A 2,442-nucleotide genomic window follows, 5' to 3' on the forward strand; every position below is an offset into this window, starting at 1 on the left:
GGCGGCGATGATCTCGGAAAGTTTGGTTTGTTGCGGTTGCCAACGCACACGAGCCCGATGGGTGGCAAAGTTGATCCCATCATGCCCACGCCCTTGGCGATCCATTTTTCCCAGTTTTCCTGAGTGGCACGCAGATCCCAGTTCATGGTTTCGCCGTTATAGGCGCCACTTTTGACCACCCGGCCCTGTTCAACGACCAGCACACCACGGGGCGCGCTTTCGCCATCGAAGCCATAAGCGATTGTAGAGTTGAAATTAATCTTACCCAGCGTATCGACCAGCTCGGGCTCTTTGTTCCACTCTTCCTGGAAGCGGTTCATCCAGTCTGCGGAAAAGAGGTCTGCCATGTTGTTTCTCTCCTTCATTGATGAATGGATATAAGCGGTCCGGAGCGCCGGAATTACCCCCAATTGTCTGGCGTTGTCTCAACAACGCCCATCCGGCCAACCGGTTTTCTTGTGACATGCCAAAAGAACCGTGCATTGTAACAAGGTGTGTCGGGGGTGCCAATGGATTACATTTGCATTGTCGTTGTGCGCATTTGCTCCAAACGGGAGCAAGCTTTTTCCGTGCAGCGGATAGTGCTGACCGACAATCGCTTCCGGCCAGATTAGTATAAATTCCAGCGGCAGACAATGGTTGCCAAGGGAGAAATCTCTATTTCAGGCTGGAGGTAGCGAGGGGGGATCGGTTGTCGAGGGAGCTTCGGGGCTGTTGGTAGGCAGGGGTACCGGCAGCAATGCCTGATCATCGTCAAAAAGGATGCGGTATGCTGGACCTTCCAAGTCATCAAACTGGCCGTGCCGAATAGACCAGATCAAGCCGGCGAGACCGCTTAATCCCAGCAGAAGTGCCAGTGGCAATAATATATAAAGAATCTCCATTTCACCTCGCTGTTTTGCTGTGCAGATCTATTGGGGTCGAGAGGTTGCGGGGATTACGCAAGCGCAGGGCATTGCCCACCACCACCAAACTGGAGAGCGGCATGGCCAGGGCAGCAAAGATAGGTGCGACCAAACCGGCCATGGCCAAAGGAATCGCCAGCAGATTATAACACAGGGAAAAGAGATAATTTTGATGGATGATACGCATGGTCAAACGGGCCAGACGAAAGGTATGGACCACGGCGTAGAGATCTTTGTTGAGCAAAATAACATCGGCAGAGGCGACCGCCAGATCGGCAGCATTGGCGACGGTGATAGCCACATCGGCTCTGGCCAGGGCAGGAGCATCGTTGACGCCATCGCCGACCATGGCGACGCTGCTGCCGGCACTTTGCATGCGGGCAATCTGCTCCTCTTTTTCGGCAGGCAAGACTTCACTGATGCTTTGGCTGATACCGGTATGACGCGCGATCTCTGCGACCACCGCCTCTCGGTCACCAGAGAGGAGCAGGGAGGGCAGTTTCAGTTGTCGCAGAGCGCTGATTACCTCAGCAGCATTGCTTTTTGCAGGATCGGCCAGACCGATCCAGCCCAGCAGAGTGCCACCATGGCTGCAGGCGCTCCAGGTCACTGCTTGTCCATTTTCTGCAGGGGGAGTGCGGTTCTCTTCGGGAGAGTTTGCCAAGGCAAAAGAGGGGCGTCCCACACGAATCTCTTTGCCAGCCAGTTGCGCTTGCATGCCCAGGCCGGGACGATTGCAAACCTGTTCCACACCTTCGAGCAGTTGCCAGTTGCGCTCCCGACAGGCACGGACAATAGCCCGTCCCAATGGATGTTCGGAATAGCGTTCCACCGTTGCTGCCAGGGTGAGCAAGGACTCTTCGTTAAAGCCTGGGGCAGGCAGTAGGCGGGTGACCTGTGGCGTGCCCAGAGTGATGACACCGGTCTTATCCAGTACCACCTGATTGATTCGTGCCAAGCGTTCGATGGTTTCACCATTTTTAATCAGGATACCCATGCGCGCAGCGCTGCCCATGGCGGTGATCATTGCCGCGGGAGCAGCCAGCCCCAACGCACAGGGACAGGTGATGATCAAGACCGCCACCATATTTTCCAGAGCCAGACCGGTATTTTCATCCCACCACAGCAGCAGAGTCAACACAGCCAAAAAAAGGACAATAGCGACAAAACGTGCTGCCACACGATCTGCCAGACTTTGAATAGGCGGGCGGGCTGCTTGAGCCTGTTCCACCAAGCGCAGAATGCGTGCCAGAGCGGTCTCTTCACCGATGTGGGTGACACTCAGGGTGACGGCGCCATCCAAATTTTGACTGCCACAGACCAGAGAGTCGCCGACAGTACGGCTGACTGGCAGGGATTCACCGGTCAACATCGATTCATCGACGCTGGTTTGTCCAGAGAGAATGCGACCATCCACCGGGATGCGCTCTCCTGGTTTGACCAGGACGGTTTCACCCACCTGCACCTCCCGTACTGGAATGGTGCACTCCTGGCCATTGCGTAATACCACCGCCTGCCGGGGTTGCAGATTGAGCAA

Annotated in this window: 3 protein-coding genes; all 3 read right to left on the bottom strand. The window is 55.7% G+C overall.

Annotated features, from left to right (window positions below; genetic code table 11):
- On the bottom strand, positions 1-347 hold a 347-nt coding region (locus EJP87_RS15395), incomplete at its 3' end, for a hypothetical protein (protein WP_130472744.1).
- Positions 348-662: 315 nt separating this feature from the next.
- The gene (ccoS, locus tag EJP87_RS15400; protein WP_130472745.1) at positions 663-884 is read right to left on the bottom strand and encodes a cbb3-type cytochrome oxidase assembly protein CcoS; all 222 of its coding nucleotides are present in this window, start codon (positions 882-884) and stop codon (positions 663-665) included.
- A gap of 1 nt (position 885) precedes the next feature.
- Positions 886-2,442 (bottom strand): heavy metal translocating P-type ATPase (locus EJP87_RS15405; protein WP_130472746.1); only part of this gene is annotated, 1,557 nt, incomplete at its 5' end.

The organism is Candidatus Magnetaquicoccus inordinatus, from assembly GCF_004217665.1.
Lineage (GTDB): Bacteria > Pseudomonadota > Magnetococcia > Magnetococcales > Magnetaquicoccaceae > Magnetaquicoccus > Magnetaquicoccus inordinatus.

What these genes read in the sequence shown, in the direction of transcription:
- ccoS (WP_130472745.1), bottom strand. Translation starts at nt 884, where the DNA reads ATGGAGATTCTTTATATATTATTGCCACTGGCACTTCTGCTGGGATTA.